Here is a 24,185-nt window from a genome sequence, read left to right as displayed (position 1 = left end):
TCCATCCGTGTCGCCCGCCGTCTCCCCCCGCCTGCCGGTCTTCCCCTGGGACCGCCTTGAGCCCTACAAGGCGACCGCCGCGGCGCACCCGGACGGGATCGTGGATCTGTCGGTCGGCACCCCGGTCGATCCCGTCCCCGAGCTGGTCAGGCGAGCGTTGACGGAAGCCGCCGACAGCCCCGGCTACCCCACCGTCTGGGGGACGCCCCGGCTGCGGGACGCGCTGGTCGACTGGACCGCCCGCCGCACCGGCGCGGCCGGCCTGGACCACCACGGGGTGCTGCCGGTCATCGGCTCCAAGGAGCTGGTGGCGTCGTTGCCCGCGCAACTCGGCCTCGGCCCGGGGGATCGGGTGGCGTACCCGGAGCCCGCGTATCCGACGTACGAGGTCGGTGCGCTGCTGGCCCGGAGCGAGCCCGTTCCCTACCGCGCGTCGCCCACCGCGCTCGATCCGAACGGGCTGCGGCTGCTCTGGCTCAACTCCCCCGCCAACCCCACCGGGCGCGTGCTGGGCGTCGCCGAGCTGCGCGCCGTCGTGTCCTGGGCGCGGGCGCACGGGGTGCTGGTGGTCAGCGACGAGTGCTATCTGGAGCTGGGTTGGGAGGCTGAGCCCGTCTCGGTGCTGCACCCCGAGGTGTGTGGCGACAGCCATCAGGGCCTGGTCGCCGTGCACTCGCTCTCCAAGCGGTCCAACCTGGCCGGCTATCGGGCGGCCTTCCTGGCCGGCGACCCGGCCGTGCTGGGCGAGCTGCTGGCCGTGCGGAAGCACGCCGGGATGATGCTCCCGGCCCCCGTGCAGGCGGCGATGGTGGTGGCGTTGGGCGACGACGAGCACGTCGTCGAGCAGCGGGCCCGCTACGCGGCCAGGCGCGCCGCGCTCCGCGAGGTCCTGCTCGCCCGGGGCTTCACCGTCGAACACAGCGAGGCGTCGCTCTATCTGTGGGCGACCCGGCAGGAGCCGTGCTGGGACACGGTGGCCGAGCTGAGCAAGCTGGGCGTCCTGGTCGCCCCTGGGGACTTCTACGGCCCGACGGGCGAGCGTTTCGTGCGCGTCGCCTTCACCGCCACCGACGAACGCGTCGCCGCCGCGGTGGCCCGCCTCTCCTGAGCCTCCCCGGGGTTCCCGGGGTATCCGCGACCGTGCCGGCCGGGCACGGCCGTCGGCCGTGCCCGGCGCCGGGGTCAGCCGGTGGCCAGGGCGGTGAGGGCTCGCCCGCCGGCGGAGAGCCGGGGCGCCACATCGACGCCCGCCTCGTTCACCACGTCGACGGCGGCCCGGCCGACGCCGTTCACCGTTTCGGTGAGCACGTCGGCGTCGCCGCTGCTCGCGGCCGGCCGGGTGTCGGCGGCCTGGGCCACGGCCGCCGTGCCCAGCAGGCCGGCGGCGCCGGCGACACAGCACATGGCGGCCCTGGCCAGGGTGTGACGTGCGGGATGCGACATGGGGAATCTCCTTTGCCGGCCGCGGACGTGCGACGGCCGCGGGCCTGGAAGGGGGCGTGAACGCCCCTCGTGGACGCCGTGCCTATCGTCCGTCGGGGCGATCGGTTGCGGTGGCGGCGGGTAAAGAATGCGTAATGCGCCGCACGGCCCAGCGGCCGTTCGTCGGCGAAACCCCCAACCCCGCACCCGCGCAGGTTATTTGACATCATGTCAACAGGCTGTTTCCGGCGTCGGGGAAGAACGACGTCCTGGCAAGGGCAACGCGGGGAGATTCGCGAAGAGTTCCGTGTGGGTGCTGGAAAAACGCGTGCCGATGTCCGGAGTTGACGGAGCGATGCCGAAGAACGGGATGCCGTGGTCTCTTTTGACGTGTCCCGTTCGGCGAGCGATTCCGGGCTTCGGAGTCGCGCCGCGCGGCGGCGGTACGGGGGTGCGCTTTGGCGGCGCTATGTGGCCGCGAAAAGCGAAATCCGCACGATCGCCGGGGAAGCCGTGGAATTGGCGTCGGAATCCCCGGCCTCCGCTGAATCCTCGGGTATCGCACGCCAGCCCTCGTCGGACCGCGCGGACTCCCAGACCCGACCGTCCCAGACGACGCGTTCGATGCCCAACTCGGCCGCCCGGGTCATCGACCAGTGCGCCACCCGCCACCCCGACTCGGCCGTGGCACCGGCGGGCATCGGCACCCACACGTCGCCGTCGCCGACCGGCGAGACGGTCAGTTCGGCGCCGAAGTCGCGGGTGAGCAGCCGCTCCAGCGCGGCCGTGTCCCCGGCGACCCGGTCGTTGCCCGTGGTGCAGTGGAGACCGGCCGCCACCCGCCCGGTCAGCGCTCCGGAGAGCAGCGCCGCGTTGGTCTCGTGCTTGGCGTACTCGTCGGGGTGCGCGCTGCGCTGCACCTCCTGCGCCGCCACCGTCAGCGGCAGCGTCAGGTAGTCGGGGACGTCGAGCAGCTCGTCGTAGAACGCGTCCGAGGCGTACACCGGGTCGGTGACCTCCTCGGGAGTGCCCCACCCCATCGAGGGGCGCTGCTGGAAGAGGCCGAGGGAGTCCCGGTCCCCGTAGTCGAGGTTGCGCAGGCTGGACTCCTGCATCGCGGTGGCGATCGCTATCGTCACCGCCCGCTCCGGCAGCTCGCGGGTGGCGCCGACGGCGGCGATGGTCGCCGCGTTGGCCGCCTGGGCCGGGGTGAGCTCATGGCTTCCCTCGCCGTCGGCGCCACGCGCCACGCAGTGCGGCTCACTGCGGGAACCCGCCTCGTACTGGATGGCGGCGTAGGCGCCCACGCCGAGCAGCACCAGGGTGGCCCCGGCGCCACGCACCAGGCGCCGTCTTCGCCGTGGGGCGGTCGTCCGTTCGGGCACCCGACGAGGGTAACGGCTGCGTCGAGTCCCGCTGGCCGCGCGGGTACCGTGACCCCCATGGAACGAGCGGCATCCACACCCAGCGACCTCGCCCGCCGGCCGGAGAAGGGCCCCGCCCCGCGCCTTGACCTGCGGCTCGACGCCGCCGAGCTCACCGCGCGGCTGGTGGACATCCCGTCGGTGAGCGGCGCCGAGGGCCCGCTGGCCGACGCGGTGGCCGACGCGCTCGGCGCGCTGCCCTGGCTGCGCGTCGACCGGTTCGGGGACAACGTGGTGGCCCGCACCGAACTGGGCCTGGCCGAGCGGGTCGTGCTCGCCGGCCATCTGGACACCGTGCCGGTCGCCGACAACCTGCCCTCCCGGCTCGACGCCGACGGCGTGCTGTGGGGCCTGGGCACCTGCGACATGAAGTCGGGCGTCGCGGTCCAGCTGCGCCTCGCCGCCACCCTGCCCCGGCCCAACCGCGATCTGACCTTCGTCTTCTACGACAACGAGGAGGTCGAGGCGGAACGCAACGGCCTGGGCCGGCTCGCCGCCGCCCATCCCGACTGGCTCGAAGGCGACTTCGCGGTGCTGCTCGAACCCTCCAACGGGCAGGTCGAGGGCGGCTGTCAGGGCACCCTGCGGGTGCTGCTGCGGCTGCCGGGGCAGCGTTCCCACTCGGCGCGCTCCTGGATGGGCGTCAACGCCATCCACGCCGCGGCCCCGGTGCTGACCAGGCTCGCCGCCTACGCCCCGCGCCGGGTGGACATCGACGGCCTCGAATACCGCGAGGGCCTCAACGCCGTCCGGATCGAGGGCGGCGTCGCCGGCAACGTGATCCCGGACTCCTGCGTGGTCACCGTCAACTACCGCTATGCCCCCGACCTGGACGAGGAGCGGGCGCTCGCCCATGTGCGGGAGGTCTTCGACGGCTGCGGCGTCACGGAGTTCGTGGTCGACGACCACTCGCCCGGCGCGCTGCCCGGCCTCTCGCATCCCGCCGCCCGCGCCTTCGTGGACGCGGTCGGCGGGCAGCCGATGCCCAAGTTCGGCTGGACGGACGTCTCCCGGTTCAGCGCCCTGGGCGTGCCGGCCGTCAACTACGGCCCGGGCGACCCGAACCTCGCCCACCGCCAGGACGAACGCGTCGCCACCGAGGCCGTGCTGGCCTGCGAGGAACGACTGCGCGCCTGGCTGACCGGCGGCTGACCCTCGGCGGGCCGCCAACTACTCCAGCAAGAGCCCAGCAAGCCCATGTGACCTATGGAACAGCGACGATTAGGTGAGGAGCGCGCCATGAGCAGCGCACAGCCCACGGGTGGGGACCCGGGAGACCAGCGGCGATCGGCCGTCGACGAGCCGCGCGAGCAGCGGCTCGGCCCGGTGGTGCGCCGCCGGGCCCAGGTGACGGTCGGCACGGCCGACCAACGTCTGCTGGACTCACGAGGGCCTTCGGACTGGGTCCACCAGGACCCCTGGCGGGTGCTGCGCATCCAGTCCGAGTTCGTCGAGGGCTTCGGCGCGCTCGCCGAACTCGGCCCGGCCGTCTGCGTCTTCGGCTCCGCCAGGACCAGGCCGGGCGCGCCCGAGTACGAGACCGCGCGGCAGATCGGCCAGGGCCTGGCCGAGGAGGGCTTCGCGGTGATCACCGGCGGCGGCCCCGGCGCCATGGAGGCGGCCAACCTCGGCGCCAGCGAGGCCGGCGGGGTCTCCGTCGGGCTGGGCATCGAGCTGCCCTTCGAGCAGGGCCTCAACCCCTATGTGGACGTCGGGATCAACTTCCGCTACTTCTTCGTCCGCAAGACGATGTTCGTCAAGTACGCCCAGGGCTTCCTGGTGCTGCCCGGCGGCCTCGGCACCATGGACGAGCTGTTCGAGGCGCTCACCCTGGTCCAGACCCAGAAGGTGACCCGCTTCCCGATCGTCCTCTTCGGCTCGGCCTACTGGGGCGGCCTCGCCGACTGGCTCCGGGACACCGTGATCGCGCAGGGCAAGGCGTCCCCGCGCGACGAGGAGCTGTTCCGGATCACGGACGACGTGGAGGAGGCCATCCGCCTGGTCACCAAGCCCTGACCACCCGGCCGGCGGTCAGGCCAGGCCCCGCCTGGCCACCGCCGGCGGGCGGTGCCCCGCGATCGAGGCCACCATCTCCAACACCTGCCGGGTCTCGGCCACCTCGTGCACCCGGTAGACCCGGGCACCCAGCCAGGCCGAGATCGCGGTGGTCGCCAGCGTGCCGATCAGCCGCTCCTTGACCGGCCGGTCGAGCGTCTCCCCGACGAAGTCCTTGTTGGAGAGCGAGACCAGCACCGGCCAGCCCTGGGCCGCCATCTCGCCCAGCCGCCTGGTGGCCTCCAGGGAGTGCCGCGTCGACTTCCCGAAGTCGTGCCCGGGATCGATCAACACCGCGTCCCCGCGCACCCCGAGCGCCACCGCGCGCTCCGCGAGGCCGACGGTGACCCGCAGGATGTCCGCCATCACATCGTCGTACCGCACCCGGTGCGGACGGGTGCGCGGCCTGGCGCCGCCCGCGTGCGTGCAGACCAGCCCGACGCCGTGCCGGGCGGCCACCTCGGCCAGCTTCGGATCGACGCCGCCCCAGGCGTCGTTGAGCAGATCGGCACCCTCGGCGCAGGCCGCGTCCGCCACCTCGTGCCGCCAGGTGTCCACGCTGATCACCACCTCGGGGTGCCGGGACCGCACCTCGGCGACGAAGCCCGCGGTGCGGCGGATCTCCTCCGCCGCGTCCACCTCGGCGCCAGGACCCGCCTTGACCCCGCCGATGTCGATGATCGCCGCGCCCTCGTCCACCGCGCGGTCCACCCGCTCCAGCGCGGCCCGCTCCTGGAAGGTGGCGCCCTGGTCGTAGAAGGAGTCGGGCGTCCGGTTGACGATCGCCATGATCACCGGCTCGTCGGCGGCGAACTCCCGCGTCCCCAGGCGCAACACGCTGCTCAGCTCTCCCTCTCCCGGCCCGGCGCCCCACGGGTCTTCGGGGGTGCCCGACCTCCGAACCTACCTGCCCAGCGGTGTCGGTGCCCCATGGGAGACTCCGAGGAGGCACACACAGGGGAGATCACGGTGTTCTGGTTCTTGATGGTCGCGATGGTCGTGGTGATCGCGGCGGTGACGCTGGCGGTGCTCAGCAGCGGCGACGGCACGGGCGCGCCGGCCACCGGCGGGCTGCGGGACGTCGAGCCCGACCGGCCGGCCGATCCGCTGCCGCTGGACCGGCCGCTGGCGCCGGCCGACGTGGTGCGCGTCCGCCTCCCGGTCGCCCCGCGCGGCTACCGCATGGCCGAGGTGGACGACGTGCTCGATCGGCTCGCCGCCGAGCTGGCCGAACGCGACGCCCGCATCGCCGACCTCCAACACGCGCTCGGCCAGGCCCAGTCCACCCAGGCGCCACCCCCCACCTCCGACCCCCACCCCTGACCGGCCCACCCCGGCGCACCCCGGCGCGCCGGCCCCGAGCGGGGCGCCCTGCCCCACCGCCCTGGCTCGGTCGATGACCGCCGGTGCCGGCGGGCGGTCCGGATCGGGTTCCGGCCTGACCGGGTCTGCCCGAACGGGCTCGCCGCGCCGGCCGAGCGGTCGCGCCCTCGTCCGGGTGGGTCGGCGGGGCCCGCCGCGCCGGCCGGCGCGCGGTCAGGCGCCGTCGAAGTCGGGCCGCCGCTTGGCGAGGAAGGCGGCGACGGCGCCGCGGTGGTCCCGGGTGGCGCCGAGCGCGGACTGGAGCTCCGCCTCCTTCTCCAGGCTCGCCGCCAGACCGTGTTCGGTCGCGAAGTCCAGCGCGTCCCTGAGGGCCGCGTAGGCGAGCGTCGGGCCCCGGGACAGCTCCACCGCGACGGCCCGCGCGCTCGCCGCCAGCTCCTCGTCGGGCACCACGCGCTGCGCCAGTCCGAGCTGTTCGGCCTCGGCCGCCTCCACCGCTCGGGGAAACAGCAGCAACTCCGCCGCCCTGGCCCGCCCCACCGTGCGCGGCAGCGTCCAGGAGAGGCCGGAGTCGGCGGCCAGACCGATTCCCGCGAAAGCGGTGTGAAAAGAGGCGCCGCGGGCCACCACCCGGTAGTCGGCGGCCAGAGCGAAACCGAAACCCGCGCCCGCCGCCACTCCGTTGACGGCGGCCACCACCGGTTTCCGCATTTCGCTCAGCGTCCGCGCGATCGGCGAGTAGTGCGCGCGGACGGTGGCCAGCGGGTCGCCGTCCCCTTCGAGCGCCGCCGCGTGTTCCCTGAGGTCCTGTCCGACGCAGAAGGCGCGCCCGTTTGCGGCGAGCAGAACCGCCCGCACTCGCGAATCCGCCGCCGCCTCGGCGAGCCGGTCGCGGAGCGCCTCCTTGGTCTCGTGATTGAGGGCATTCATCGCCTCGGGGCGATTCAGTGTGACAGTCGCCAGACTCTCGGTCACCTCGTAGAGCACCGTCTCCGTCATGCCGCTCAGCATGACGCGCGGAACACGTCGGGAGAACCCCGCAGGAGCGGGCGATCGCCGAATTGAGTGGTTTTGCGTGTGTGCGTTGCCGAAGGGAGACCGCCCAATGTTGGTCATGGGACCCATTCATGCGGGATAATGAAGTCAAGCAATGTGTTCGACGCCGACGGCGCTCGCGTCATCGGCTGCGACGAGCTGGTTCAGGAAGGGGAACGAGCATGGCGGCCATGAAGCCGCGGACGGGCGATGGTCCGCTTGAGGTGACCAAGGAGGGGCGGGGCATCATCATGCGCGTTCCGCTCGAAGGCGGTGGCCGACTCGTTGTCGAGCTGACCCCGGACGAGGCGGTCGCACTCGACGAGGAGCTGAAGAAGGTAACCGGCTGACGCCGCGCCGTTCCGCGTTGATCCTGTGGCGCCGCCCCGGAGAATTCCTCCGGGGCGGCGTCGTTTGTCGTGTCGCCGCCGGTGCGGGGATCAGTGATGCGCCGCACACAGCAGCCCGTCGCCGACCGGCAGCAGCGCGGGGGCCAGCCGGTCGCTCTCCCGGACGGCGCGCAGCAACTCCCGCAGCCGGCGCACCTCAGTGGGCTGCGCGGCCGAGTCCACGGTGCGTCCGCCGGCGAAGACCCCGGCGAGACAGACCAGCCCGCCGGGGCGCAGCAGCCGCAACGATTCTGCGAGATAGTCCAGGTACTCAAGGCGGTCGCCGTCGCAGAACACCAGGTCGTAGCCGCCGTCGGTGAGCCGGGGCAGCACGTCGAGGGCGTGGCCCGGGATGATCCTGGTGCGGTTGGCGGGGAAGCCGGCCAACCGGAACGCCTGCCGCGCGAACTGCTGCCGGTCGGGCTCGGTGTCCACGGTGGTGAGCACCGCCTCCGGACGCATCCCCGTCAGCAGGTGGATGCCGGAGACGCCGGTGCCGGTGCCGATCTCGACCACCGCCCGCGCGCCCGAGACCGTGGCCAGCAGCCGCAGCGCGTCGCCCGTGCCGGGGGAGACCGCGCGCACCCCGGCCTCAAGCGCCCGCTCACGGGCCCAGGCCAACGCCGTGCCCTCGGCGCTTTCGGCGTCCGGTGCGCCATACGCCTCGGCGAACGCCCAGCTCGTCAGCCGGTTGCCGGTAATGGCCCTCTCCTGTCCCCGTCTGTCACGCGCCTTGACTGTATCGACTTCGGTGGGGAACAGGATGCCCGCCTCTGACGTTGGTCAGGGCAGTTGGTCTGTGTCCCCAGGGTGTTCCGGGGGTCCTTCGGGCGCTCGCCCGGGGGCTCCACGGAAAAGCAGGCCAAAAATGCTTATCCGGAGCTAACGGGCGAGGTGGCTATGGTAGGGGCTCCACTGGACACCACCAGAGCCGACAGGGGAGGTGCGGCCGCGTCCACCGGCCAGGGAGTGTTCGCGCGCTTCCGGTGGTCCTTCGGCGGGCCGAATTCCGTGACAGACAACGCTGACAGCGACCGAGCGCAGGGCACCACCGAGACCGCCGACGGCACCACCAAAGCCGTGGCCACCTTCAGCACGGGCGCTGACAGCCAGGGGTGGGCTCCCCCCAGCTGGGAGGAGATCGTCAGCACCCACAGCGCTCGCGTCTACCGCCTGGCCTACCGGCTCACGGGCAACCAGCACGACGCGGAGGACCTCACCCAGGAGGTCTTCGTCCGGGTCTTCCGCTCGCTGTCCACCTACACCCCCGGCACGTTCGAGGGCTGGCTGCACCGCATCACCACCAACCTCTTCCTGGACTCGGTGCGCCGCAAGCAGCGCATCAGGTTCGACGCCCTCGGCGACGACGCGGCCGACCGGCTGCCCAGCAAGGAGCCCACGCCCCAACAGCACTTCAACGACACCCACTTCGACGCCGATGTGCAGCAGGCACTGGACACGCTCGCCCCCGACTTCCGCGCCGCCGTGGTGCTCTGCGACATCGAGGGGCTGAGCTACGAGGAGATCGCCACCACCCTCGGCGTCAAGCTGGGCACGGTCCGCAGCCGTATCCACCGGGGCCGCTCCCATCTGCGCAAGGCGCTGCGCCACCGCTCGCCGGGGGAGCGCGCCGCCCGCGACGCCACGCCCGATCCGGTTCTCGCCGCGGCCCCAGCCGCCTGCGGAGCAGCGGAAGGCGCGATGGAGTGACCGCTGTCCCCGAGTCCGGCCCCGCGGACCGTCATCTGGGAGAGAGCCTCGCCGCCCTGGTGGACGGCGAGCTGTCCCATGACCGAAGAGACCGGGTGCTGGCCCATCTCGCCACCTGCGCGCACTGCAAGACCGAGGCGGAGGCCCAGCGTCGGCTGAAGAGCGCCTTCGCCGCGAGTCCGCTCCCCGGGCCTTCCGCCGGCCTGCTGGCCAGGCTGCAGAACGTGCCGGCCGAGAGCGTCGAGCCGACGCGGTCCATCGGCGAAGGGCCTCCGCCGCCCGGCGAGGACGGCCCGCCGTCCGCCGGCACCCCTCCCAAACGTTCGAGCGCGTTCCGGCTGGACATGCTGCCCGGCGGCCGGGGCCGCTCCTCCCTGTTGCCCCCCGCCTCCCTCGGCGGGGATCGTGGCTTTCGGATACATGAGTCGCCGGTGCTCGGCCGGGCGAACCGCGGCCATCGGATCGCGTTCGCCGCCGCGGGCGCGGTGTCGCTCGCGGCCTTCGCCATCGGCGGCGCGGTCAGCAACGCGGGCGCCGGTGGCCCGGCGGTCACCGCCTCCGCCCCGAGCACCATCACCGCCGGCAGCGGCGTCGCCCCCGGCGGCGGGCCGCGCCCGATGACGGCGCGCGCCGACGACGAGGGCCAGGCGGCCGGGGCGCTGCGCGCCCAGCCGGTCGCCGACGGCGGCCCGGCGGCGCCCTCGGCCTCCCCTGTGCGGCACTTCACCCTGCTGGGCAGCAGTCTTCCGGCGGACCACGGCCCCTCTCCGGTGCCCGAGGCCACGCCGCCGGTCACCACGGCATCGCCGCTCATAGGCCCGCTGCGCCCCGAGCACACCACGCCGAGCGCTCTCGGCGCTGTGAGTCCGCGCTGAGATCGCCTGATCGACCTGGTTGAATGCAGCCCGGGGAAGAGGACGGCGCGGACACGATGGGGACGGCGGCCATGGACAAGGGGAACGGTGTCGAGCGGCGGGATGGCCCAGGTCATCCCTGGGGCTCGCCCGACCGCGCCGATCGCGGCGCGGCCTCCCCGGCCGAGCCGGCCGGCGCCGCCTCGGGCGCCGCCAGCGGCAGCGAGGACCCGTACAGCACGCCGCCCTACGGCCAGCCCGGCCCCTGGGCGCCGGCGCCGCCCGTGCAGCGCCCCGATCCGACGCCGCCGGCCGGCGTCCGCCTGCCGCCCCCGGCGGACGGCGGCAGCCTCGGCGGCGCGGCCCCGCTGGCCGCGTCGTCCGGTGCGGCAGCGCCGCCGGACGGGCCGTCCGGCCGTTACAACCCCTGGGCCGCTTCCGCCCCCGTGCCCGCCCCGGTGCCGCTGGCCGCGACCGCGACCGCGTCGCAGGAGAGGCCGCCGCGCTCCCGGGGCAGGTCGTTCAGGCTGGTGGCCGGCGCGGCGCTGTTGGCCCTGGTGGCCGGGGTGCTGGGCGGTGTGGTCGGGGTCCAGTTGGAGCGGGGCGGCGCCTTCAGCGAGGTGCGGTTGCCGCAGACCTCGGGCGAGGTCGTCGCAGCGCCCGATGGCAGCATCGCCGCCATCGCCAACGCGCTGCTCCCCGGCGTGGTCACGCTGCACGCCGCCGGCGGCCAGTCGGGCACCGGCTTCGTGCTGGACGACCGCGGCCATATCCTCACCAACTCCCATGTCGTCACGGGCGCTTCGGGGGCCAGCCGGCTGGTCGACGTCACCTTCAGCAGCGGGGACACGGTCAGCGGTCAGGTGGTCGGCGGGCACGGTGGCTACGACCTGGCCGTCGTCAAGGTCTCGGGTGTCTCCGGGCTCACCCCGCTGGAGCTGGGCGATTCGGATCTGGTGCGGGTGGGCGATCCGGTGGTGGCCATCGGCTCCCCGTTCGGCCTCGCCGGCACGGTCACCTCCGGGATCATCAGCGCCACCGAGCGTCCGATCACCGCCGGCGGCGAGCAGGCGGACGGCTCCGACATCAGCTATGTGAACGCCCTCCAGACGGACGCGCCGATCAACCCGGGCAACTCCGGTGGCCCGCTGGCCGACGCCGACGGTCGGGTGATCGGCGTCAACAGCGCGATCCGCAGCGTGGACAACGGCGGCTCCGAGGCGGGCAGCGTCGGCCTCGGCTTCGCCATCCCCATCAACCAGGCGAAGGATGTCGCCGAGCAGCTCATCAACACCGGGCGGGCCACCCACCCGGTGATAGGGGTCACCCTGGACACCCGCTACGCGGGCGAGGGCGCCCGGGTCGGCAGCTCCACGGACGATCCGTCGGTGGTGCCGGACAGCCCGGCCGACCTGGCCGGCGTCCGGGACGGCGATGTGATCACGGCGGTCGACGGTCAGCGGGTGCTGGGCGCCGACGAGTTGATCATCAAGATCCGCAGCCACCGCCCCGGGGATCAGCTGACGCTGACCATCGAGCGCGGCGATCAGGAGCTGACGCTGGATGTGGTGCTCGGCGAGTCCGCCGGCTGACGGAGGCGGTGTCCCGCGCATCCCGAGGTGCCCGAACCATCCCTTTACCCGTTGCTCGTTCCGATGGTCTCCCCTCCGCCAGGCACCCCGGGGTACCGTGGCCATCTACTCGTTTGCGTGAGGGAGCTGTCCGGTGTTCTTCGATATAGGGTCCCTAGAGTTCATCACGCTGATCATCCTGGCCATTCTGGTCTTCGGTCCGGAAAAGCTGCCCAACATGATCCGCGAGGTGGTGCAGTTCGTTCGGAAGATCCGCGCGTTCTCCGACAACGCCAAGCAGGACATCCGCTCGGAGTTGGGACCGGAGTTCAAGGACTTCGAGTTCGAGGACCTCAACCCGAAGACCTTCGCCAAGAAGCACCTGATGGACAACGACGACCTCGGCCTCCGCGAGCTGGCGAACGACCTCGATGTGCGCAAGGAGCTGACGGAGGTCACGGACGCCATCAACGGCCGCACCTCCGTCGAGCGCAACAAGCCGGGCGGGGCCCGCCCCGGCACCAGCCTCGCCAAGCAGCGCAAGCCGTCCAGCGCCCAGGGCGCCCAGACCGCCGAGGCGGCCAAGCCCACCACCAGCCTCGCCAAGGACGGCCAGGAGCCGGCGGGCACGGTCAAGCTCGGCAAGGGCGCCGACCGGCTCGCCAAGGACACCACCCCTTCGGACGCACCGCGGGCCGCGGCCCCCGCCGCCGAGGCGGCGCCCGCCGAGGCCCCGGCCTTCGACCTCGACGCCACCTGACTGGATCGAGCCCCTTTGGGGCATATGCCGGCCCCCGCTCACCGGCCGCGCCCGACAGCGCGTAGCGGGATGGCTATCCTCCCTATGTCCGGGGTGTGCCCAGGACAAGGGCAATGAGGAGGCGTCGGCACATGGAGACGACGAGTCGGGCGGAGCCGCACGACGCGACAGGTGACGATTCCGGTAGTGGGGGCAAGGTCCGGGGTGTGCCGGGGGCCCGCCCGGTGCTCGCGGGCTATCTCGCCGCCGACTTTCCCTGGTACGGGCTGGACGACGCGTTCACCGGGCCCCGTTGGCTGACCCAGGTCGGCATGGCGGCCGACGGCTCGGTCGAGCACGGCGCCACGGGACACGGCCAGGAGCCGACGCTGCGCGCCGAGCTCGGCCACGAGGACCAGCGGTTCACCAGCGTGGTCACCGTCGCGGGGCGGCCGGTGCGGCGCAGCCCCGACGGCCATGGCGTGCTGGAGGCCACCTCGCCGGCCTCAGCGGCCTGGCTGGCCGGCTCCGGGCTGCTGGCCTGCACCTGGCCGGCCCAGATGGAGCGGGCGCTCCGACAGGACTGGCTGGAACAACAGACGTCCATCGCCTGGGAGTTGGCCGACGACCTGGAGAGCAGCGGCTGGAGCGAGCTGTCCCTCCCGGTGGACGGGGTGCCCACCTCGTTCCACTACCGCGAGTCGGAGTACGGCTGGGTGCTCGCCGGGGCCGCGCCGCACGGCGTGCACATCGGCGCCTACGGCCGGGGCATGAGCGCCTATGGCCTCGGCTTCGCCGTGATCAAGGACATCGAGAGCTACTCGGTGCGCGGCTAGCCGCGCAGCTGGGCCGGGCCGAGGCCCGGCCCAGGCGGATCCCCGGAACCGTCGGACCCCCGAGACCCCCGAGACCCCTCAGAACTTCGCGCGCGGAGTGATCCCCAGGGACATGCCGGCCAGGCCGCGCTGCCGCGCCCCCAGCGCCGAGGCGATCGAGCGCAGCGCGACGCCCGCCGGCGAGTCCGGGTCGGAGAGCACCACGGGGCGGCCGTCGTCGCCGCCCTCCCGCAGCCGCACATCGATCGGGATGCTGCCCAGGACCGGCACCTTGGCGCCCGTCGTCCGCGTCAGGCCCTCGGCGACGCGCTCGCCGCCGCCGGTGCCGAAGACGTCCACCAGCTCGCCGCAGTGCGGGCACGGCAGGCCCGCCATGTTCTCCACCACCCCGACGATCTTCTGGTGGGTCTGCACCGCGATGGAGCCGGCCCGCTCGGCGACCTCGGCCGCCGCCTGCTGGGGCGTGGTCACCACCAGGATCTCGGCGCCCGGCACCAGCTGGGCCACCGAGATGGCGATATCGCCCGTGCCGGGCGGCAGGTCGAGCAGCAGCACATCCAGATCGCCCCAGAAGACGTCGGCGAGGAACTGCTGAAGCGCCCGGTGCAGCATCGGGCCGCGCCAGACCACCGGCGCGTTGCCCGGCGTGAACATCCCGATGGAGATCACCTTCACGCCGTGCGCGGTGGGCGGCATGATCATGTTCTCCACCTGGGTGGGCCGCGCCTCCGTGCCCAGCATCCGGGGCACCGAGTGGCCGTAGATGTCGGCGTCCACCACGCCGACCTTCAGCCCGTCCGCCGCCAGCGCCGCCGCCAGGTTGACCGTGACCGACGACTTGCCGACGCCGCCCTTGCCCGAGGCGACCGCGTAGACCCGGGTCAACGAACCCGGCTGGGCGAACGGGACCTCGCGTTCGGCCTGGCCGCCCCTGAGCGTGTTGGCCAGCTCCTTGCGCTGCTCGTCGCTCATCACGTCCAGCTCGACCCGCGCGTCCCGCACGCCGGCGACGCCCCGCACGGCCTCCGTCACCTCGGCGGTGATGGACTCGCGCATCGGGCAGCCCTGGATCGTGAGATAGATCGCCACCGTGACGACGCCGTCCGCGTCGATGGCGATCGACTTCACCATGCCGAGGTCCGTGATGGGACGGTGGATCTCCGGATCGTTCACCCGCCCCAGCGCGGCCCGCACATCGTCCTCGGTGGGCAGGGTGCCGGTGGCGCCGGGCGCTGGGGGAATATCGGTAGCCATGCCCCCGATGGTACGGCGCACGGGATCGGCACAGGGACCGCCCCTTTCCCCGCGTCGCGGGGAGCCCGGTACGCTGCCGCCACATCAGCCCCACGGGACGAGAGGCAGCCACCGTGATCGCTCGCGCGTCCGCAACACACCCCCGGTGGCGCAGGGTTCTGGCGGGCGTGGTGTCCGGGGTCACGCTGCTCGTCGGCTCATCCGCGTGCGGCTCGTCCGAGGAGCCGCCGGAGGAGACCAACGGCGTGGACGAGCTGTCGCCCGACGAGATCGAGGAGACCGCCAGGACGGCGGCGGCCGAGGCCACCAGCGTGCGGCTGTCCGGCACCGTGGTCGCCGACGGCGCCTCCTACCGGCTGGACATGCGGCTCGGCCCCGACGGCGCCGTGGGCGAGGTCTCGGCCGAGGGCGCCACCTTCGAACTGCTGCGGGTCGGCGACGAGATGTACATGCGGGCCGACGCCGCGTTCTGGGAGACCGAGGGCATCCCCGAGGAGCTGGAGTCCGACCCCACGCAGAAGCTCGACGGCAAGTACGTGCTGGTCGTCACGGACGACCCGGCCTACGCCGAGCTGAGCGGCTTCACCGAGAAGGACGCGCTGCTGGAGGCGGTGCTCACGATGGAGGGCACCAGGACCGCCGGCGAGGAGGGCGAGGTGGACGGGGTCCGCACCATCCAGCTCGACGCGGCCGAGGGCGCGGGCGGCACCCTGGACGTCTCCCTGGACGGCACGCCCTATCCGCTGCGGCTGCGCAGGGGCGGCGACGCCGGCGACCTCAAGCTGACCGACTGGGGCGAGGACTTCACCCTGCACCCGCCGGCCGACGACGAGATCGTCGACTACGGGGACGCGCTGCTGCCGCGCGAGTGACGGCCCGATCGAGGAGGTCAGCCGCGCTTCCGGCGCCGGCGGCGGGTGGGCAGGCCGGTCGGCGTCGGCACCCGGGTGCTGGCGGGTGTCGGCAGGGGCGGCGCCGCGCCGCCGTCGTCCGGCATCGTGCCGGGGCCCTGGCTGGTCCCGCCGGCCGGCGTGAACCGCAGCACCCGGCACTCCGCGTTCCACCGCTCGGCCAGGGCGGCGGTGTCCGGCGCGTTGAGCCGCTTGGTGGCCAGCTCGACCACCGCCGCCGCCCTCACCTGATCGTCCGGGGCGGGCTCCGCCACCTCGGCCGGCCAGACCACCAGCCGGCCACCCTTGTCCTTGCTGCGGCAGCTCACCGTGGCCCGCGCCCCGTCGGCCAGGCCGAGGCCGTCCAGCGGCTGCTCGCCCGGGCCGCCCACCAGCCAGACGGCGCCCTCGTGCCAGACATGCCACAGGGCGCGGGGCGGCCCCTCGGGGCCGCGCACCCACACCAGTGCGGACTTCTTCGCCGACTCCTCGATCAGGGCCCGGTCGAAGCCGGGTTCAGCCGCTGTCGCCATGGCGCGAGCCTAGCGGCGTCAGCCGCTACGCCGACAGGCCGAGAGCGGCCATCCGCTTGGTGTGCGCCTCGGTGATCCGGGAGAACATCCGGCCGATCTCGGCCAGATCGAAGCCGTCGGCGACGCCGCCGACCAGCATGGTGGAGAGCGCGTCCCGGTCCGCCACCACGCGCTGGGCCTGGGAGAGCGCCTCGCCCATCAGCCGCCGCGCCCACAGCGCCAGCCGGCCACCCACCCGGGGCTCGGCCTCGATCGCCGAGCGCACCCGCTCCACGGCGAACGAGGCGTGCCCGGTGTCGTCCAGCACCCCCAGCACCAGCCGACGGGTGTCCGAGTCGAGGCGGGAGGCCACCTCGCGGTAGAAGTCGGCCGCGATGGCGTCCCCCACATACGCCTTGACCAGGCCCTCCAGCCAGTCCGAAGGCGCGGTCAGCCGGTGGAACTCGTCGAGCGGGGCGGCGAACGGGCGCATCGCGTCCGTCGGGTCCTCGTCGATCTCCCGCAGCCGCTCGGTCAACTGCTCGAAGTGCTGGAACTCGGCCGTCGCCATCCGGGCCAGGGCCGCCTTGTCGGTCAGCCCGGGAGCCAGCTTGGCGTCCTCGGCCAGCCGCTCGAAGGCGGCCAGCTCCCCGTAGGCGAGCGCGCCCAGCAGATCCACGACGGCCGCCCGATACCGGGGGTCGGCGGACGCCTCGGCCCAGTCGGTCGCGGCGATCCCGCTCGGGGGCGCCTGCGCGGTATCGACCTGTTCCGCTGCGTCGTCGGTCGGATCCGCGGGTTCTGCGGCTGAGTCGGGGTTCTGCGGCGTCTCCATGGCCAAGGAGAATAGTCCCAGGGCAGGGAACCGGGGACCCTCGGAAGTCCGCCTCCGAAACGGGGCCTGACATATGTGCGTGGTTCCGAGGTACAGTGCTATAGAGGCTCGCCCGGATGCGGTGGGTCCCATTCCAAGCTGGAGTCTCCTGGGCCCGGGTAATGCGGAGCCCCAGGGCCCCTGCGGATGTCCGGTCGGTGGCCCGATCGGCTCCGACTTGACCAGCCCTCACGCGGATCGTGCGCCCCGCACGGACCGCGGCCCGAGGGACCCGCTCGCGCGGTGCGTGCGCTTGAGCGAGACGACCGGGTCCCGCGCCGACTGGCCGGCCCTCCAAGGCCGCCCAGGCAACGACGCGGTACGCAGACCCGCCTCGCCGCCGTGTGCCGCGTCACACAGAAGAGGCAACCACGCTGTCCGCTACCACGACATTTCGAGATCTCGGCATCCTCGCCGAGACCGCCGAGGCCCTTGAGGCCGTCGGCATCGTCAGCCCGTTCCCCATCCAGGAGATGACGCTTCCCGTCGCCCTGGCGGGCAAGGACGTCATCGGGCAGGCCAAGACCGGCACGGGCAAGACCCTCGGCTTCGGCCTGCCGCTGCTGGAGGCCGTCACCGTCCCCGCCGACGTCGAGGCCGGCCGCGCCACGGCCGACCAGCTCACGGACGCCCCCCAGGCGTTGGTCGTCGTCCCCACCCGTGAGCTCTGTCAGCAGGTCACCAACGACCTGCTCACCGCCGGCAAGGCGCGCAACGTCCGCGTGCTCTCCATCTACGGCGGCCGGGCCTACGAGCCGCAGGTCGACGCCCTGAACAAGGGCGTCGACGTGGTCGTCGGCACCCCGGGCCGGCTGCTCGACCTGGCGGGACAGCGCAAGCTGCGCCTCTCCCACGTGCGCAGTCTGGTGCTGGACGAGGCCGACGAGATGCTCGACCTCGGCTTCCTGCCGGACGTCGAGAAGATCATCGAGCACCTGCCGGCCAAGCGGCAGACCATGCTCTTCTCCGCCACCATGCCGGGCCAGGTCATCGGCCTCGCCCGCCGCTACATGAACCAGCCCACCCACATCACGGCCACCGCGCCGGATGACGAGGGCGCCACTGTGGCGAACACCACCCAGCACGTCTACCGGGCCCATTCGATGGACAAGCCCGAGCTGGTGGCCCGGATCCTCCAGGCCGACGGCCGGGGCCTGGCCATGGTCTTCTGCCGCACCAAGCGGACGGCCGCCGATGTGGCCGACCAGCTCGCCCGCCGCGGCTTCGCCGCCGGCGCGGTGCACGGCGACCTCGGCCAGGGCGCCAGGGAGCAGGCGCTGCGCGCCTTCCGCAACGGCAAGGTCGACGTGCTGGTCTGCACCGATGTCGCCGCTCGCGGCATCGATGTGGACGGCGTCACCCACGTGATCAACTACCAGACGCCGGAGGACGAGAAGACCTACCTGCACCGCATCGGCCGCACCGGCCGCGCGGGCGCGGCCGGCATCGCCGTCACCCTGGTGGACTGGGACGACATCCCGCGCTGGCAGCTGATCAACAAGGCGCTGGTGCTGGCGTTCCCCGACCCGCCGGAGACGTACTCCACGTCGCCGCACCTCTTCGCCGAACTCGGCATCCCCGAGGGCACCCGAGGCACCCTGCCGCGCGCCGAGCGCACCAGGGCGGGGCTTGACGCCGAGGAGGTCGAGGACCTCGGCGGCCCCCAGGCCAAGCGGGGTGGCCGACGAGGCCAGAGCGCGGCGGCCGAGGCGCCGGCGAAGCGGCCGGCCAGGCCCAAGCGGCAGCGTCGCCGCACCCGGGCCGGCGAGCCCCTCGCCGACGGCGCGACGGCTGCCCCGGCCGCCGCCCCGGCGGATGGCGCGGCGGCGGACGGCGCGGCGGCGGAGGGCGATGCCCCCCGCGCGCCCCGGCGACGTCGCCGCCGCACCCGAGGCGGCGCCGGCACCCCGGCGGGCAGCTGACCGGGCACCGGCCCGAACGGTTCGCCCGACCGACCAAGGCACACCAGGCATGACCTGTCCGGTCCCCGGCCCCAAGGCCCGGAGACCGGACAGCGCCGTTTCCGGCCCCACGGAAGCGGACGCCTCGGCGGCCGGCCCCGCCACCGACCGCCGCCCGTTGTCCCCTCGGTGAAGCCTCCGGCCCTCCGGCCCGAGGGGCGGCTGGGCGCGGCCGGGGGGTCGGCGGGCGGTACTGTTCTGCGCGTGAGCAGACCGCCGTTTCTGGTGCCGCCGCCGGGCGTGCGGGCGTACCCGTTGGCCACCCGGCGGGGTGAGTTCGCCGTGTTGGACATCGAGCCCGGCGGCCCGCCGGCCGGGACCGTGCTGTTGGTGCCGGGGTTCACCGGCAGCAAGGAGGACTTCATCGCGCTCCTGGAGCCGATCGCCGCGGCCGGCTACCGGGCGGTGGCGGTGGACGGGCGCGGTCAGTACGAGTCGGCGGGCGATCTGGCCCGCCGGTCCTATGGACTTGGCGCGCTGGCCGAGGACGTGTTGGCACAGGCCGACTCGTTGTCGGGGTCGTTGTCGGGGTCGGGGTCTGGCCCGGGGGCTGGGTCGGCGCCGCATCTGGTGGGGCATTCGCTCGGTGGTCTGATCGCGCGGGGTGCCGTGCTGCGGTCGGCGGCGGCCGGGCCGGTGCCGTTCGCGTCGTTGACCCTGATGGCCTCGGGGGCCGGCCGGGTGGCCGCCGGCCAGCGGTGGCGGGCGCGGGCGCTGTCGGTGGGGCTGCCGCTGCTGGGGCAGCGGCGGCTGTGGTGGATGCTCCAGCCGAAGGCGGACACCTCGGCGTCCTGGGAGTTCCTGCGCCGCCGGTGGTTGGCCACTTCGCCGGGGCAGCTGCGGAACACGGGGCGCACCCTGCGGCACGAGCCGGACCGGGTGGCGGCGCTGGCGGCGACGGGGCTGCCGGTCCATGTGCTGTCCGGGGAGCGGGACGCCGCGTGGCCGGTGTCCGAGCTGGATCTGATGGCGGAGCGGCTGCGGGCGCGCCGCACCGTGATCGAGGGTGCCGAGCACTCGCCCAACGCGGAGCGCCCGGCCGCCACGGCCGCCGCGCTGGCGGCGTTCTGGGGGTCGGTCAGCGGGTGATCGGGGCGCTGCCCGAGGCGCGTTCCAGCAGGGCGGCGTAGGCGTCGGGCGCCGTGGTGTTGAGGCCGAGCGGGCAGGGCTTGCGCGTGCCGTGGTAGTCGCTTGAGCCGGTGGCCAGCATGCCGACGTCGGCCGCCATCCCGTGGAGCCGGTCGCGGGTCGGCTGGTCGTGGTCGTGGTGGTCGGCCTCGACGCCGTCCAGGCCGCCCTCGGCCAGGCGCAGGATGGCGCTCTCCGGCACGCATCTGCCCCGTTTGACGGCGAGCGGGTGCGCGAAGACGGCGACGCCGCCGGCCTGGTGGATCAGCCGTATCGCCTCGAACGCGTCCAGTTCGTGCTTGCCGACGTGGGCGCGGCCCCCGTCCCCGATCCACTCCAGGGTGAACGCGGCGGACACGTCCTCGATGACGCCGGCCTCCACCATCGCCGCCGCGATATGCGGCCGGCCGACCGTGCCCTGGGCCAGCTCGCGGACCCGCTCCCAGCTGATCGGGACGCCGCGCTCCTGGAGGCGGCGGACGATGGCCTGGGCGCGGGGCACCCGGTCGTCGCGCAACAGGGCGCGTTCGGCGGCGAGTCGGGGCTCGTCGGGGTCGAAGAGGTAGGCCAGCATGTGGAGGCTGACGCCGTCGAGGCGGCAGGACAGCTCGGCGCCCGGCACCAGGGTCAGCCCGGGGGGCAGCGCCTCGGCGGCCTCGCGGTGGCCGGCGACGGTGTCGTGGTCGGTGAGCGCCACGATGTCGAGCCCGGCGGCGGCAGCCGCCAGCACGAGCTCGGCGGGCGAGTCGGTGCCGTCGGACGCGGTGGAATGGGTGTGCAGGTCGATGCGCACGTGGCCCAGGATAGCCGCCGGACGGGTGCGGTCACTCCAGCAGCCGGGGGGAGAGCGCCCCGCAGGGGACCAGGTCGAGATCGGAGCCCGCCTCGCGCAGGTCGGCCAGGACGAGCTCCTCGTCGACGGTCAGCCCGGAGCGCTCGGGCCAGATCACCGCCCAGAGCCGGACGCCCAGGGACTCGCCGACGAAGACCGTCCGGTCGTCCGGGGCGCCGCGCGGCTGGCGCAGGGAGGTGGGGCGGCCGGCGGCCACCACCCTGACCTCGCTGACGGACTCGTCGGTTCGGTCCGCGTCGGGGTCCGGCTCCGGCACGCCGGCGAAGCGGGCGCCGAGGCCGACGCCTGACTCCTCGGCGACCAGCAGCAGCTCACCCGAGCCGCCGAGCGGCCCGGGGCCGCGGCAGGCCAGCACCGTGGCCCGGGCGCCGGCGCCGTCCGAGCCGGCGCTGGTGACCCCGGTGAAGAGCCAGCCGACGGGCAGCGGCCAGGGCATCCAGACCGGGACCCGGCTCCGGTTGGCCACCGCCCCGAGGGAGGGCGCGCTGGGTGGTACCACGGGTTGCAACGGGTGGACGGCGCCGTGGGAGGCGCACCGCCACGAGTCCGCGAAGAGCCCCGGCGCCCGTACCCGGCCACCGCACTTCGGGCAACTCGGTTCGCCCCTCATGGGCACCTACAGTCGCGCCGCCGCGCGCCCCCGTCAAGCTGGTTCACTCAGCGAGCGAAACCGCCATTCGGGTGGGATCTCTGAGATCTGTGCCCTGGGACAGCCAACGCTCCTGAAGCGCCTCGGCTCCGCGCGCGCGTTTCCAGGCCGCCTCGTTGGGCGTCATCGGCAGCAGCGGCAGGAACCGCACCGGGGAGAGCGGCTCCGGCAGTTCGAGGTCGGGCACCAGGCCGCCGCCCTCGCCGACCAGCACCGAGTGGAACGGGGCGTCGGGCCACAGCGGTTGGCCCAGGTCGAGCGAGCCGCCCGGCGCCACCACCAGCCCCTCCACCTGGGGCGTGGCGGCGAACGTGGCCAGCGCGCGCAGCGCCTGGTCGGTGGGGGCGAGCCCGCCGCGCAGGGTCAGCAGCAGCTCGGCGCGCGGGCCGCGCTCGGGATCGGCGAGTGTCGACGTCGGATCGGCCATCGGCGCGGCCGACATGCCGAGCGTGGCATAGCGGACCAGCCCCGCGGACGCGTCGGCGAAGCGCAGCACCTCGATCCGCTCGGTGCCGAGGAAGGTGACCGAGGCGCTGGCGTCCGGCTCGCCGAGCGCCGAACGCAGCCGCGCGGCGACCAGGTCAAGCGGGGGCGCGGGGGGTGGTGTGGGCACGGGGCGGCTCTCTCGACGGGGCGGGTGGGGCGGGCGGAGCGGTGCCGGCGCGCTCGGCCCTGATGACCAGGACCAGGCCGAGCAGGATCACGGCCAGCGCGGGATAGGCGGCGGGCGGCGGCAGCTGCCCCAGCCAGACGGCGGCGATCACCGCGGCCCCCGGCGTCTCCAACAGGATCGCGGTGGAGGTGATCGAGGGGCCGAGGCCACGGACCACCCGGTTGAGCAGGGAGTGGCCGAGCAACTGGGAGGCGACCGTCAACAGCAGCAGCTTGCCCCATGTCTCGGCGGAGTAGCCGGTGAGCTCGGCGCCGGTGGCCAGGGCGGCGCCCAGCAGGGGCACCGCCGCGGCGGTGTAGCAGAGCAGCGTGTAGCTGGTGGTGCTCGTGGTGCGGCGCACCTCGGCGCCGATCAGCACATAGACGGCGCCGGCCAACCCGCCGCCCAGCGCCAGCGCGTCCCCGGCGAGCGCCCGGCCCGATATCGCCAGATCGACGCCGGTGAGCAGCAGCACCCCGGAGAAGGAGAGCAGCGTGCCCCACCACACGAGGCGGGGCGGCCGGTGGCCGAGCAGCCGCAGCAGCACCGTGGTCCAGATCGGGGTGGTGGTGACCAGCGCGACCGAAGAGGCCACGGAGGTGAGCCGCAGGCTGGGCAGCCAGAGCGCGAAGTGCGCCGCCAGCGCGCCGCCGGCGGCGATCGAGAGCAGCACCGTGCGCCGGCTGAGGCGGCCCAGCTCCCGCCGGACCGAGCGGCGCAGCAGCGCCGGCGTCAGCGAGGCGACCGCGAGCGCGTTCCGCCAGAGGGCTATGGCCAGCGCCGGCGCCGCCACCGTGGCGATCAGCGGCCCCGAGAGGGAGATCCCGACGATCGCCGTGGCCAGCAGCAGCCCGTCCAGGGTGTGGCGTCCCGCGGGCGCCTCGGCGGCGATGGCACGCACCCGAACCTCCTCCACGCGGCTGTGACGACCGGTACCCAGCGTAGGCGGGGGCACTGACACACCAGACGGCGGCTGGTCGGCCGACCGATCTCCACATAGGCGAGACGATCCCCGGGGACCACTACCTTGCGGCCCTGCACATCGACCAGGGTGAGCAACTTGCCGGTGCCGGAGAGGGCGTCAGCGACCGCGCTCTCCACCTCCTCGGCAGACTGTCCGCTGTCAAGAACGATCTCGCGCGGCGTGTGCTGTACGCCGATCTTGATCTCCACGGCTTGTCCCTCCGCTGGTCATCCACGTGCGCGATGGTCCGCGCCGTACTGCAGCACAGGTTAGCCGCGTGAACCCGATGGCCGTCGCGGATCTGCCACGCCCTGAGCGAACAGTTGGGCGCCGCCGCCGGCCCGTGCCTCAGTGCTGGATCGGGAAGCCGGCGATGCCGCGCCAGGCGAGTGACGCGATCAGCCCGTGGGCCACCTCGCGTGGCACCTTCTGCCCGGTGCTCAGCCAGTGTCTGGCCGTGACCTGCGCCATTCCGCAGAGGCTGACCGCCAGCAGCATGGCCTGCTCGTGCGGCAGGTCGGTGTCCTCGGCGATCACCGCGCAGACCAGCTCGGCGCAGTCCAGGGAGACCTGGTCCACCCGCTCGCGCACCGAGGGCTCGTTGGTCAGATCCGACTCGAAGACCAGCCGGAAGGCGCCGCCCTCGTGCTCGACGAAGGCGAAGTAGGCGTCCATGGCGGCGGCGACCCGCAGCTTGTTGTCGTTGGTCGACGCCAGCGCCTGGCGCACCGCGGCGACCAGCGCCTCGCAGTGCTGGTCGAGCAGCGCCAGATACAGCTCCTGCTTCCCGGGGAAGTGCTGGTAGAGGACCGGCTTGCTCACCCCGGCGCGCTCGGCGATGTCGTCCATGGCCGCCGCGTGGTAACCCTGCGCGACGAACACTTCCTGGGCCGCGCCCAACAGCTGGTTGCGGCGGGCTCGGCGCGGCAGGCGGGTGCCACGTGGGCGCGCCTCGGTCTGCTCAGTGGCTGTCACGCCGCCTCCCGGGCTGCTTCTCTGGTTGCGCGCTGTGGCGCCGTTCGTGTGGTACCCCGTGCGGTCATCGTACGTTCGAGTCGTCGCACAGCGTGCATCGTGTGGGGATGATTTC

25 protein-coding genes and 2 pseudogenes are annotated in these 24,185 nt (G+C 73.7%); 13 read left to right on the top strand and 14 right to left on the bottom strand.

Annotated elements, in window-relative coordinates:
- The first annotated feature begins 7 nt into the window (after positions 1-7).
- The gene (gene dapC / locus K4G22_RS09215; RefSeq protein ID WP_228079396.1) at positions 8-1,108 is read left to right on the top strand and encodes a succinyldiaminopimelate transaminase; all 1,101 of its coding nucleotides are present in this window, start codon (positions 8-10) and stop codon (positions 1,106-1,108) included.
- 74 nt (positions 1,109-1,182) lie between these two features.
- Here dapC and K4G22_RS09210 read toward each other — a convergent pair whose 3' ends face one another.
- Positions 1,183-1,443 carry a hypothetical protein gene (locus K4G22_RS09210; protein WP_228079395.1) on the bottom strand — a complete coding sequence of 87 codons (261 nt, stop codon included), beginning with the start codon at positions 1,441-1,443 and terminating at the stop codon, positions 1,183-1,185.
- A gap of 446 nt (positions 1,444-1,889) precedes the next feature.
- Positions 1,890-2,807 (bottom strand): VldE C-terminal domain-containing protein, encoded by a 918-nt coding sequence (locus K4G22_RS09205; RefSeq protein ID WP_228079394.1) that lies wholly within the window; start codon positions 2,805-2,807, stop codon positions 1,890-1,892.
- Positions 2,808-2,864: 57 nt separating this feature from the next.
- On the opposite strand from K4G22_RS09205, the gene dapE reads away from it, so the two are divergent.
- Positions 2,865-3,998 (top strand): succinyl-diaminopimelate desuccinylase, encoded by a 1,134-nt coding sequence (gene dapE, locus K4G22_RS09200; RefSeq protein WP_228079393.1) that lies wholly within the window; start codon positions 2,865-2,867, stop codon positions 3,996-3,998.
- Between the two features lie 87 nt (positions 3,999-4,085).
- Positions 4,086-4,862 (top strand): LOG family protein, encoded by a 777-nt coding sequence (locus K4G22_RS09195; protein WP_228079392.1) that lies wholly within the window; start codon positions 4,086-4,088, stop codon positions 4,860-4,862.
- Between the two features lie 15 nt (positions 4,863-4,877).
- Here the strand turns inward: K4G22_RS09195 and folP are convergent, their stop codons facing one another.
- Positions 4,878-5,738 carry a dihydropteroate synthase gene (gene folP, locus K4G22_RS09190; RefSeq protein ID WP_228079391.1) on the bottom strand — a complete coding sequence of 287 codons (861 nt, stop codon included), beginning with the start codon at positions 5,736-5,738 and terminating at the stop codon, positions 4,878-4,880.
- A 132-nt stretch (positions 5,739-5,870) separates the two neighbouring features.
- Here folP and K4G22_RS09185 point away from each other — a divergent pair, with 132 nt between their 5' ends.
- Positions 5,871-6,224: a DivIVA domain-containing protein gene (locus K4G22_RS09185; protein WP_228079390.1), complete on the top strand. Its 354-nt coding sequence runs from the start codon at positions 5,871-5,873 to the stop codon at positions 6,222-6,224.
- Between the two features lie 213 nt (positions 6,225-6,437).
- On the opposite strand, the gene K4G22_RS09180 is transcribed toward K4G22_RS09185, so the two are convergent.
- Positions 6,438-7,223 carry an enoyl-CoA hydratase/isomerase family protein gene (locus K4G22_RS09180; protein WP_228079389.1) on the bottom strand — a complete coding sequence of 262 codons (786 nt, stop codon included), beginning with the start codon at positions 7,221-7,223 and terminating at the stop codon, positions 6,438-6,440.
- 218 nt (positions 7,224-7,441) lie between these two features.
- Here K4G22_RS09180 and K4G22_RS09175 point away from each other — a divergent pair, with 218 nt between their 5' ends.
- Entirely contained in the window at positions 7,442-7,609 is a 168-nt protein-coding gene (locus tag K4G22_RS09175; protein WP_019434894.1) for a DUF3117 domain-containing protein, read from the top strand.
- 90 nt (positions 7,610-7,699) lie between these two features.
- On the opposite strand, the gene K4G22_RS09170 is transcribed toward K4G22_RS09175, so the two are convergent.
- A complete protein-coding gene (locus K4G22_RS09170) occupies positions 7,700-8,410 on the bottom strand; it encodes an O-methyltransferase (protein ID WP_228084013.1) in 711 nt (236 codons plus the stop codon).
- Positions 8,411-8,548: 138 nt separating this feature from the next.
- Here K4G22_RS09170 and sigE point away from each other — a divergent pair, with 138 nt between their 5' ends.
- The 5 genes from sigE to K4G22_RS09145 all read left to right on the top strand — a co-directional run bounded on the left by sigE (position 8,549) and on the right by K4G22_RS09145 (position 13,358).
- Positions 8,549-9,358 carry an RNA polymerase sigma factor SigE gene (sigE, locus tag K4G22_RS09165; protein WP_228079388.1) on the top strand — a complete coding sequence of 270 codons (810 nt, stop codon included), beginning with the start codon at positions 8,549-8,551 and terminating at the stop codon, positions 9,356-9,358.
- Entirely contained in the window at positions 9,355-10,233 is an 879-nt protein-coding gene (locus tag K4G22_RS09160; RefSeq protein ID WP_228079387.1) for an anti-sigma factor family protein, read from the top strand. Before sigE ends, K4G22_RS09160 begins: the two co-directional genes overlap by 4 nt.
- Positions 10,234-10,304: 71 nt before the next feature.
- Positions 10,305-11,804 carry a S1C family serine protease gene (locus K4G22_RS09155; protein WP_425336787.1) on the top strand — a complete coding sequence of 500 codons (1,500 nt, stop codon included), beginning with the start codon at positions 10,305-10,307 and terminating at the stop codon, positions 11,802-11,804.
- 133 nt (positions 11,805-11,937) lie between these two features.
- Positions 11,938-12,543 (top strand): sec-independent translocase, encoded by a 606-nt coding sequence (locus K4G22_RS09150; RefSeq protein ID WP_425336636.1) that lies wholly within the window; start codon positions 11,938-11,940, stop codon positions 12,541-12,543.
- A 131-nt stretch (positions 12,544-12,674) separates the two neighbouring features.
- Entirely contained in the window at positions 12,675-13,358 is a 684-nt protein-coding gene (locus tag K4G22_RS09145) for a hypothetical protein (protein ID WP_228079385.1), read from the top strand.
- 78 nt (positions 13,359-13,436) lie between these two features.
- Here K4G22_RS09145 and K4G22_RS09140 read toward each other — a convergent pair whose 3' ends face one another.
- Entirely contained in the window at positions 13,437-14,612 is a 1,176-nt protein-coding gene (locus K4G22_RS09140; protein ID WP_228079384.1) for an Mrp/NBP35 family ATP-binding protein, read from the bottom strand.
- Positions 14,613-14,779: 167 nt separating this feature from the next.
- On the opposite strand from K4G22_RS09140, the gene K4G22_RS09135 reads away from it, so the two are divergent.
- Positions 14,780-15,484: a hypothetical protein gene (locus tag K4G22_RS09135; RefSeq protein WP_228079383.1), complete on the top strand. Its 705-nt coding sequence runs from the start codon at positions 14,780-14,782 to the stop codon at positions 15,482-15,484.
- A 17-nt stretch (positions 15,485-15,501) separates the two neighbouring features.
- On the opposite strand, the gene K4G22_RS09130 is transcribed toward K4G22_RS09135, so the two are convergent.
- Together K4G22_RS09130 and K4G22_RS09125 are read right to left on the bottom strand one after the other, a co-directional pair.
- Positions 15,502-16,035, bottom strand: coding sequence for a hypothetical protein (locus K4G22_RS09130; protein ID WP_228079382.1), 534 nt, complete (start codon positions 16,033-16,035; stop codon positions 15,502-15,504).
- A 25-nt stretch (positions 16,036-16,060) separates the two neighbouring features.
- On the bottom strand, positions 16,061-16,849 hold the full coding sequence (locus K4G22_RS09125) for a ferritin-like fold-containing protein (protein WP_228079381.1): 789 nt from the start codon (positions 16,847-16,849) through the stop codon (positions 16,061-16,063).
- Positions 16,850-17,361: 512 nt separating this feature from the next.
- On the opposite strand from K4G22_RS09125, the pseudogene K4G22_RS09120 reads away from it, so the two are divergent.
- Together K4G22_RS09120 and K4G22_RS09115 are read left to right on the top strand one after the other, a co-directional pair.
- Positions 17,362-18,982, top strand: a pseudogene (locus tag K4G22_RS09120) (DEAD/DEAH box helicase).
- Positions 18,983-19,053: 71 nt separating this feature from the next.
- Positions 19,054-19,938: an alpha/beta fold hydrolase gene (locus tag K4G22_RS09115; RefSeq protein ID WP_228079380.1), complete on the top strand. Its 885-nt coding sequence runs from the start codon at positions 19,054-19,056 to the stop codon at positions 19,936-19,938.
- Here K4G22_RS09115 and K4G22_RS09110 read toward each other — a convergent pair.
- The 6 genes and pseudogenes from K4G22_RS09110 to K4G22_RS09085 form a co-directional block, all read right to left on the bottom strand.
- Complete coding sequence (locus K4G22_RS09110) at positions 19,928-20,770, bottom strand: PHP domain-containing protein (protein ID WP_228079379.1); 843 nt, start codon at positions 20,768-20,770, stop codon at positions 19,928-19,930. The two genes, K4G22_RS09115 and K4G22_RS09110, sit on opposite strands and share 11 nt — an antisense overlap.
- A 31-nt stretch (positions 20,771-20,801) precedes the next feature.
- Positions 20,802-21,440 carry a DUF6758 family protein gene (locus K4G22_RS09105; RefSeq protein WP_228079378.1) on the bottom strand — a complete coding sequence of 213 codons (639 nt, stop codon included), beginning with the start codon at positions 21,438-21,440 and terminating at the stop codon, positions 20,802-20,804.
- Between the two features lie 43 nt (positions 21,441-21,483).
- Entirely contained in the window at positions 21,484-22,092 is a 609-nt protein-coding gene (locus K4G22_RS09100; RefSeq protein WP_228079377.1) for a suppressor of fused domain protein, read from the bottom strand.
- The gene (locus tag K4G22_RS09095; protein ID WP_228079376.1) at positions 22,061-23,032 is read right to left on the bottom strand and encodes a DMT family transporter; all 972 of its coding nucleotides are present in this window, start codon (positions 23,030-23,032) and stop codon (positions 22,061-22,063) included. The genes K4G22_RS09100 and K4G22_RS09095 overlap by 32 nt, the downstream gene beginning before the upstream one ends.
- Before the next feature lie 62 nt (positions 23,033-23,094).
- A pseudogene (locus tag K4G22_RS09090) lies at positions 23,095-23,304 on the bottom strand (DUF3107 domain-containing protein); the annotation flags it as partial.
- A gap of 139 nt (positions 23,305-23,443) precedes the next feature.
- The gene (locus tag K4G22_RS09085) at positions 23,444-24,070 is read right to left on the bottom strand and encodes a TetR/AcrR family transcriptional regulator (RefSeq protein ID WP_228079375.1); all 627 of its coding nucleotides are present in this window, start codon (positions 24,068-24,070) and stop codon (positions 23,444-23,446) included.
- Positions 24,071-24,185 lie beyond the last annotated feature (115 nt).

The sequence above is a fragment of the Streptomyces profundus genome (assembly GCF_020740535.1).
Taxonomy (GTDB): domain Bacteria; phylum Actinomycetota; class Actinomycetes; order Streptomycetales; family Streptomycetaceae; genus Streptomyces; species Streptomyces profundus.
The sequence above is the reverse complement of the archived record's forward strand: the minus strand, read 5'-3'. Positions and strand labels throughout refer to the sequence as shown.

Bases quoted from the DNA above. Each gene is read 5' to 3' on its own strand.
- dapE (WP_228079393.1), top strand. From the start codon at position 2,865: ATGGAACGAGCGGCATCCACACCCAGCGACCTCGCCCGCCGGCCGGAG.
- K4G22_RS09155 (WP_425336787.1), top strand. From the start codon at position 10,305: ATGGACAAGGGGAACGGTGTCGAGCGGCGGGATGGCCCAGGTCATCCC.
- K4G22_RS09180 (WP_228079389.1), bottom strand. From the start codon at position 7,223: ATGACGGAGACGGTGCTCTACGAGGTGACCGAGAGTCTGGCGACTGTC.
- K4G22_RS09175 (WP_019434894.1), top strand. From the start codon at position 7,442: ATGGCGGCCATGAAGCCGCGGACGGGCGATGGTCCGCTTGAGGTGACC.
- K4G22_RS09195 (WP_228079392.1), top strand. From the start codon at position 4,086: ATGAGCAGCGCACAGCCCACGGGTGGGGACCCGGGAGACCAGCGGCGA.
- K4G22_RS09130 (WP_228079382.1), bottom strand. From the start codon at position 16,035: ATGGCGACAGCGGCTGAACCCGGCTTCGACCGGGCCCTGATCGAGGAG.
- K4G22_RS09145 (WP_228079385.1), top strand. From the start codon at position 12,675: ATGGAGACGACGAGTCGGGCGGAGCCGCACGACGCGACAGGTGACGAT.
- K4G22_RS09210 (WP_228079395.1), bottom strand. From the start codon at position 1,443: ATGTCGCATCCCGCACGTCACACCCTGGCCAGGGCCGCCATGTGCTGT.
- K4G22_RS09125 (WP_228079381.1), bottom strand. From the start codon at position 16,849: ATGGAGACGCCGCAGAACCCCGACTCAGCCGCAGAACCCGCGGATCCG.
- K4G22_RS09105 (WP_228079378.1), bottom strand. From the start codon at position 21,440: ATGAGGGGCGAACCGAGTTGCCCGAAGTGCGGTGGCCGGGTACGGGCG.
- sigE (WP_228079388.1), top strand. From the start codon at position 8,549: ATGGTAGGGGCTCCACTGGACACCACCAGAGCCGACAGGGGAGGTGCG.
- K4G22_RS09140 (WP_228079384.1), bottom strand. From the start codon at position 14,612: ATGGCTACCGATATTCCCCCAGCGCCCGGCGCCACCGGCACCCTGCCC.